Annotated in this window: 9 protein-coding genes and 1 tRNA gene; all 10 read left to right on the top strand. The window is 48.3% G+C overall.

What is annotated here, in order from left to right:
- Positions 1-116, top strand: a 116-nt coding sequence (locus H8D24_06360) for a DNA recombination/repair protein RecA (GenBank protein ID MBC8520010.1), incomplete at its 5' end; no start/stop codon positions are given.
- Complete coding sequence (locus tag H8D24_06365) at positions 106-564, top strand: regulatory protein RecX (protein ID MBC8520011.1); 459 nt, start codon at positions 106-108, stop codon at positions 562-564. The genes H8D24_06360 and H8D24_06365, both read left to right, overlap by 11 nt.
- A 7-nt stretch (positions 565-571) precedes the next feature.
- A complete protein-coding gene (gene alaS, locus H8D24_06370) occupies positions 572-3,175 on the top strand; it encodes an alanine--tRNA ligase (protein MBC8520012.1) in 2,604 nt (867 codons plus the stop codon).
- Positions 3,175-4,404, top strand: coding sequence for an aspartate kinase (locus tag H8D24_06375; protein MBC8520013.1), 1,230 nt, complete (start codon positions 3,175-3,177; stop codon positions 4,402-4,404). Before alaS ends, H8D24_06375 begins: the two co-directional genes overlap by 1 nt.
- A gap of 125 nt (positions 4,405-4,529) precedes the next feature.
- Positions 4,530-4,724, top strand: coding sequence for a carbon storage regulator CsrA (csrA, locus tag H8D24_06380; protein MBC8520014.1), 195 nt, complete (start codon positions 4,530-4,532; stop codon positions 4,722-4,724).
- 152 nt (positions 4,725-4,876) lie between these two features.
- Positions 4,877-4,969 (top strand) — tRNA-Ser (locus H8D24_06385).
- Between the two features lie 587 nt (positions 4,970-5,556).
- Positions 5,557-6,207, top strand: a complete 651-nt coding sequence (locus tag H8D24_06390) for a hypothetical protein (GenBank protein ID MBC8520015.1) — start codon at positions 5,557-5,559, stop codon at positions 6,205-6,207.
- The gene (locus H8D24_06395) at positions 6,200-6,520 is read left to right on the top strand and encodes a hypothetical protein (protein ID MBC8520016.1); all 321 of its coding nucleotides are present in this window, start codon (positions 6,200-6,202) and stop codon (positions 6,518-6,520) included. The genes H8D24_06390 and H8D24_06395 overlap by 8 nt, the downstream gene beginning before the upstream one ends.
- Positions 6,517-6,888: a terminase small subunit gene (locus H8D24_06400; GenBank protein MBC8520017.1), complete on the top strand. Its 372-nt coding sequence runs from the start codon at positions 6,517-6,519 to the stop codon at positions 6,886-6,888. Before H8D24_06395 ends, H8D24_06400 begins: the two co-directional genes overlap by 4 nt.
- Entirely contained in the window at positions 6,885-7,325 is a 441-nt protein-coding gene (locus H8D24_06405; GenBank protein ID MBC8520018.1) for a hypothetical protein, read from the top strand. Before H8D24_06400 ends, H8D24_06405 begins: the two co-directional genes overlap by 4 nt.
- Positions 7,326-7,401 lie beyond the last annotated feature (76 nt).

Below are 7,401 nucleotides of genomic sequence, written 5' to 3' on the forward strand. Positions count from 1 at the left end.
TAGGCCAGGGCAAAGACAAGGTAAGACAGTACCTCAAAGACAACCCTGAGACAGCCCGGGAGATTGAACAGCAGATACGGGAGCAGTTGCTGCCGGACCGGGCCGGTGGCGGATAGAGATATAGCACACGCGCGTGACCAGGCGCTGCGCCTGTTGGCACGGAGAGAGCACTCGATACTTGAGTTGAGGCGCAAGCTGGTTGGCAGGGGGTATGGTGAGGAGATGGTCGATCCTCTACTGAAGCAGCTGGTTGAGGAGGGAGTGTTGAGTGAGGAGCGGTTTGCGGAGAGCTACGTGCGCTCACGAGTTGGTAAGGGGCTAGGGCCGTATCGTATAGAGCGGGAGTTGCAGGAGAAGGGCGTTCCCGCAGAGAAGATTGAACCGGCGATGGAGCCCTATGCTGATGAGTGGAATGGGTGTGCGCGCAGAGTGAAAGAGAAAAAATTTGGAACAGAGAGAGTTGATGATTTTAGTGAACAGGCACGACAACAGCGTTTTTTGCAGTACCGGGGATTTACCCATGAGCAGATTCGGGTAGTAATTGATACCCCACGGAATGACTGAATAGATCATGAAAAGTAACGAAATTAGAACTGCATTTTTAGACTTCTTTGAACAGAAGGGGCACCAGGTTGTGGATAGTAGTCCACTGATACCGGCCAATGATCCAACCCTGCTCTTTGTGAATGCCGGGATGGTGCAGTTCAAGGATGTTTTTCTGGGGCAGGAGAAGCGTAACTACAGCAGGGCAACCTCGGTACAACGTTGTCTGCGCGCAGGGGGAAAACACAATGACCTGGAGAATGTTGGCTACACGGCACGTCACCATACCTTCTTCGAGATGCTTGGAAACTTCAGTTTTGGAGACTATTTCAAGCGGGATGCGATTCAGTATGCATGGGAGTTTCTGACGGTTACTCTTGGGTTGCCAGAAGAGAAACTATGGGTCACTGTATATGAGGAGGACCCTGAGGCAGAGGATATATGGCTCAAGGAGATGAAAGTCTCTGCGGAGCGTTTCTCACGCTGTGGCGCCAAGGATAACTTCTGGTCAATGGGGGACACCGGCCCTTGTGGCCCCTGTTCCGAGATCTTCTATGATCATGGAGAGGAGATTGCCGGCGGTCCTCCGGGCTCTCCAGATGAGGATGGGGATCGTTATATCGAGATCTGGAATCTGGTGTTCATGCAGTATGACCGTGATAACGACGGTACTCTTAATTCACTGCCGCACCCATCGGTCGATACCGGTATGGGGCTGGAGCGGTTGGCTGCCATTCTGCAGAATGGGCATAGTAACTACGATATCGATCTGTTCCAGAATCTGATGAAGGCTGTCGCCAAAGAGACCGGGGTAACTGACCACAACCACACCTCAGTCAAGGTGATTGCAGACCATATTCGCTCCTGTGCCTTTCTCGCTGTGGATGGGGTTGTTCCATCCAATGAGGGGCGTGGTTATGTCATGCGTCGTATCGTTCGCCGTGCAATTCGCCATGGCTACAAGCTGGGGCAGCCAGATCCATTCTTCCATAAACTGGTTGCCCCATTGGTGGCCGAGATGGGTGAGGCCTATCCTGCGCTTCCTGCGGCACAGCAGCAGGTAGAGAGGGTGTTGCTGAAAGAGGAGCAGCGCTTTGCAGAGACCCTGGATCAGGGGATGCGCATTCTTGAGGAGAGTATTGCTGCCCTGGATGGGGACGAGATTCCTGGTGAGACCATCTTCAAGCTTTATGATACTTACGGGTTTCCGGTTGATCTAACCGGAGATATAGCACGTGAGCGTAATCTGACTCTGGACCTTGATGGTTACGAGAAGGCAATGACAGAACAGCGTGACAGGGCGCGTTCAGCAAGCAGTTTCAAGAGTGCGCAGGCTGAAGGTCTGGAGATTGAGGGAGAGACTAAATTTAGTGGATATGATGGTCTTGAGGATCAATCAACAGTAGTTGCTCTGTTTAAAGAGGGCACTTCTGTTCAATCCCTTGATGAGGGTGACAGCGGTGTAGTTGTGCTTGAGTCCACCCCGTTCTATGGAGAGTCTGGTGGACAGGCGGGTGATATGGGGCTACTTAATGGCGAGGGGCTGGCATATTTTGAGGGTGAGGATACCCAGAAACAGACTGGAGGAACCATTCTCCACATTGGTGAGGGTGGGGGTGGCACAATATCTATTGACGATATCATCAGTGCCAAGGTGGATGTGACTGAGCGCAAGGCAACAGCACGAAACCACTCGGCAACCCATCTGGCACATGCTGCGCTGAGAAAGATCCTTGGTGACCATGTACAGCAGAAGGGTTCACAGGTGAATGGTAATCGACTCCGTTTTGACTTCTCCCATTTTGAACCCATGACAGATGAGCAGATTCATGAGGTGGAGCGTCAGGTCAACGAACAGATTCTTGCAAGCCACCCAGTGGATAGTCAGGTAATGTCAATTGACGATGCCAAGGCTACCGGGGCGATGGCACTATTTGGCGAGAAATATGGTGATGAGGTGCGGGTTGTGCGGATGGATGAGTACTCGACAGAGCTCTGTGGGGGCACCCATGTGGCATCCACTGGCGAGATCGGGATGTTCCGTATCCTCTCCGAGAGCGGGGTTGCTGCTGGTGTCCGCCGTATGGAGGCAGTTACGGGCGAAGGCGCACTGGCTTATGTGGAGTCTGGTGAGCAGACCCTTCAGCAGCTGGCGTCTCTTGTAAAGGCCAGTAGAGAGACGGTTGGCGACAAGGTGCAGGCTCTGGTTGAACAGAGCAAGAAGATGGAGAAAGAGCTGGAGCGTCTGAAATCAAAGCTGGCTAGCGCATCATCAGGAGACCTGGTCTCTGAGGCAGTAGAGAGTGGTGGAGTAAAAGTGCTGATCACACATCTTGAAGGGGCTGATGTCAAGACCCTGCGTACGACAATGGATCAACTAAAGGATAAACTGGGAACTGCGGCAATTCTTCTGGCAACAGCCAGTGGAGGGAAGGTGGTTCTGGTGGCCGGTGTAACCAAGGATGCAACTGACCGAATAAAGGCTGGTGATATGGTTAGGCATGCTGCGGAGCTTGTTGGCGGCAAGGGTGGTGGACGTCCCGATATGGCACAGGGTGGCGGTAGTGATCCATCGGGGATACCAGATGCCATTGAATCAACCAAGGCCTGGGCGCAAGAGGTACTGCAGTAATGGCACTTATAGTACAAAAATATGGCGGAACCTCTGTCGGCAGCGTCAAACGAATTGAGGCGGTAGCAGACAAGGTAAAAGAGTGGCGTGATCGCGGCAACCGGATGGTCGTTGTAGTCTCTGCCATGAGTGGTGAGACCAATCGGATTGTTGCTCTGGCAAAAGAGATTGATCCCAACCCAACCCCGCGCGAACTGGATGTGGCGATGGCAACCGGGGAGCAGGTAACCATCGCTCTGTTGACTATTGCCCTGGAGAAGAGGGGAGTGCCGGCTCGCTCCTATACCGGCCCACAGGTGCAGATTCTTACCGATAGCTCACACAACAAGGCACGCATCCTTGATATTGATGCGCAGCGTGTGCGTGATGATCTGGACAAGGATCACGTTATTGTAGTCGCCGGTTTCCAGGGAACTGATGAGCATGGAAATATAACCACCCTGGGAAGAGGGGGATCTGATACCTCCGCAGTTGCAATAGCCGCAGCAATAGATGCTGATGAGTGTCAGATCTATACAGATGTCGATGGTGTCTATACCACCGACCCCCGCGTCGTCCCCAATGCACGGCGCATGGATCGCATCACCTTTGAGGAGATGCTGGAGATGTCCAGCCTTGGCTCCAAGGTGCTACAGATCCGTGCTGTGGAGTTTGCAGGAAAATACAATGTCCCCCTTCGGGTTCTCTCCAGTTTTGAGGAGGGCCCCGGAACACTGATTACATTTGAGGAAGAAGGAATGGAACAGCCAGTTATCTCAGGAATTGCCTTTCAACGTGATGAAGCCAAACTGACGGTACGTGGTGTACCGGATGAGCCGGGTGTAGCCTGCAAGATCCTGGTTGCAATCTCTGATCAAAATATCGAGGTTGATATGATTGTGCAGAACATTGCCAATGACGGCACCACCGACTTCACATTTACGGTTCACCGTAATGATTACCAGCAAGCAATGGCCGCTCTGGAGAAGATAGGCAAAGAGCTTGGGGCTCGTGAGACTATTGGTGACAGTGAAATTGTAAAGGTCTCTCTGGTTGGTGTAGGGATGCGCTCACATGCGGGGATCGCCAGCCAGATGTTTAAGGCACTGGCAAAAGAGGGGGTTAATATCCAGATGATATCCACCTCGGAGATCAAGATCTCGGTCATTATTGATGAGAAATATCTGGAGCTTGCGGTGCGTGCGCTACATGACTCTTTTGAGTTGGATGCTGAGCCTGAGGTTCATTAAAATATGTGGGTTTCATCCTGTCAAATTTCAAAAAACAGTAAAGTTCTAATGTTCTAGCAATTGTTTGAACAGGCGGTATACTGCATAAGCCAAAGGAACTGATAATAATAAAATGGAGATATGGAATGCTGATACTGACAAGGCGAGTCGGGGAGACAGTGAGGATAGGGGATGATGTATCCATTACTGTGCTTGGAGTAAAAGGCAATCAGGTACGTATAGGTATCGATGCGCCAAGAGAGATAGCTGTCCATCGAGAGGAGATTTACCAAAGAATCCTCGATGAAGAGAGCGAAGAAAACAAAGATTACACAGCGTAGACTCTACTGTAATCGTACCAAATAACAAAAAAAGCAGATAAAACTGCCATTGTCATCTTTACCTGATCTCTCTCTACAGGTATCCTTTGCGCCGTTCTCGAGACATGGGGTTGTCCATTTGGCCAATAATTGAGAGTCTCACAATTTCTACTGGAGAAGTGGCCGAGAGGCTGAAGGCGCTCCCCTGCTAAGGGAGTATGGGGTTAATAGCTCCATCGAGGGTTCGAATCCCTCCTTCTCCGCCATATATCTACCCTAACTGTATGTTTTTCAATAAATATAGTTAGGGTTTTTTGTTGTGGTCTACAAAATGGTCTACAAAATATGTCTTGCTATACTGGATAAATCTTGCATAACCATGGAAGAAATCACATGCTAAACGCTGTTCACACAATATGGTGTCAACCATGTTGTGTAACGAATACAGTGGAGGTGATGTGCGATAGCACATGACTGTAACGGTATATGCATACACTCTGCTGATCCTACTTTGTATAACGCCACATTATGTAAATGTGCTGAGAGCGGAATACCGTAACCGGTGAAGTTTGTAGGATTAATCCCACTAGCGGAGCTGGTGAAGGTGAGGAGCGGTGTTGAGAGGAAGACTATAGGATAGAATGGTGTCACTGGGGGAGCGTCTGAGTGCGCGTCCAGTGAGGGCTAAGGGGGGGGGGTTAAAAAAACAAGTATCACACTGTGATTACCACCTACACACACATTTTTTCACTAAAACCTTTGACGTGATATTCTTCATCTTGCCATGATCAAAATCTCTCTATGTACTCTGATAATTTATTCCGCAGTCTCAGGAGTATATGCATCCTCAGAATTGAGTGCTAAAGATCCTAGTGAAAAGCTACTAACAGCAATCCCCGGATTCTATCCACCGGGGAAAGAGCGCGTCCTTGTTGGCGTATCGGGTGAAGATGATCTGATGGACAAACTCCCCAGATCATTCAGATCTATTATGGGTGTATCGGAGGAAAGAAAACGTGAAATACAGAGCAGTGTGAATCTACATTTCATTGATGAAGCTATGCAGAAGATTACTATTCATCAAGAAAAAATCCATCAACTTACATTAGAGAACAGGCGACATGCTGTTGGTTATGCTTCAGCATTGATTGCAGATAAAACACCTGCTTGGCTAGAGAAGCAAACTAGTAAAGGACGATTTAATGAACAAGCTTACTACCGAGCCATAAGCAATATGATGTCATTTCTCTCCACCTTGGCATCTGATGCTGAAATGAATGATGCAGCAAAATGTCATGACCTAGAATCCCGTGCGCTATACGAGAAGGCACAGGGTGGAAGATATGTTTCTCCGGGGTGTAGAATGCGAGCATATGCTCACAGAATGTCAGATCTTATCCGTTGGAATAAAACCAATAAGGCTAAACCTGTAAAGGAAATTGTAGAAGAGTGGGTCAAGGCTGTAATGTTTTCTAGTCTATTGATAGCAGAATCCAATGAATAAAATAGCCATATTTTTTGTCTTGCAATTTATGGTGTCCGCGCAGGCATTTCCTTATGTTCTTGGCGGAAGCAATCTGGGGATATTTGGCTATCCGTCTCATAGCTGCTCTGTTCCTAGCAAACCATATAAACCATATTCATTTACAAGTGAACATGAAGTCAGTTCGTACAATTCGTCTGTTAAAATTTACAACATAAATGTAGATGCATATATTGACTGTATTAACACGTATGTTGAAAATGCAAATAACGACATTCAGCGCATACGTGATGCTGCTAATGATGCTGTTTCTGATGCTAAGATGAATCTATGACTGACCTAACTGATAAACAAAAGGCATTGGTTGATACCCTCGTAGCAGACGGTGGGACGATCAAGGATGCGGCTCTAACCGCAGGATACTCACAGGGGCATGGTGGTGAGAGTGGTCGTGTGGTGGCCTCTAAGACCTTACGGTTACCTCATGTTCAGGAGTATATGAGGCAGCAGATGATGATGTCATTTGGTATGGCATCACCTAAAGCCTTTAACAGAATTGTTCACCTCCTAGATCACGCAAACAGTGAACACGTTCAGTTGGAGGCCAGCAAGGAGATACTGAATAGAGGTGGTTTTGCTCCACCCAAGTCAGGGATCAGCCTCCATACAGGAGAGGTATCGATCAACATAGATCTAGGATGATGCTGAAATTTTTTCTGATCCCTACCTTTTTTTTGTGGTCATTACAGGCAACTGCTGAAAGGGCATGGGACTGTTACCATAAAGACCCGACAGAGCTTATCAACACTGCTCCATATACTGTCGTAGCCAGTGCTACCAATGAAGACTGCTACATTCTCAATGCTAAGGTATTTGACCCATCAGGCAGTCTAGTTGATGAACATAAGGACAAGTATGTTAGTGTCTATGAACATCTTCCAAGAGACTTCCCATACCTTGTGCTACGGGTTGATAGTGGTGGTTCAGGATGTTGTAGAAATTACTACTTCTATTCCAGTGTAGCACCATACCGGAAAGCAGGTGAGCTACTGCATGGGGCAATCTGGCTGAAAATATTCAAAGAAGATGATGGGTATTTTGTGATGTCTCATAACAAATCAGTAAAGCTCTTGAGGTGAGTGGTCATCGATATATGGTTATACTTGAAGATATACAAATGTAGACTATCATGCGTGGGGAGCAATCTTTTTGCTA

The sequence above is a fragment of the Candidatus Thiopontia autotrophica genome (genome assembly GCA_014384675.1).
In the GTDB taxonomy this organism is placed as follows: domain Bacteria; phylum Pseudomonadota; class Gammaproteobacteria.

Excerpts from the sequence above, each read along its gene's own strand:
- H8D24_06395 (MBC8520016.1), top strand. The coding sequence starts at position 6,200 with ATGAATAAAATAGCCATATTTTTTGTCTTGCAATTTATGGTGTCCGCG.
- H8D24_06400 (MBC8520017.1), top strand. The coding sequence starts at position 6,517 with ATGACTGACCTAACTGATAAACAAAAGGCATTGGTTGATACCCTCGTA.
- csrA (MBC8520014.1), top strand. The coding sequence starts at position 4,530 with ATGCTGATACTGACAAGGCGAGTCGGGGAGACAGTGAGGATAGGGGAT.
- H8D24_06375 (MBC8520013.1), top strand. The coding sequence starts at position 3,175 with ATGGCACTTATAGTACAAAAATATGGCGGAACCTCTGTCGGCAGCGTC.
- H8D24_06405 (MBC8520018.1), top strand. The coding sequence starts at position 6,885 with ATGATGCTGAAATTTTTTCTGATCCCTACCTTTTTTTTGTGGTCATTA.
- alaS (MBC8520012.1), top strand. The coding sequence starts at position 572 with ATGAAAAGTAACGAAATTAGAACTGCATTTTTAGACTTCTTTGAACAG.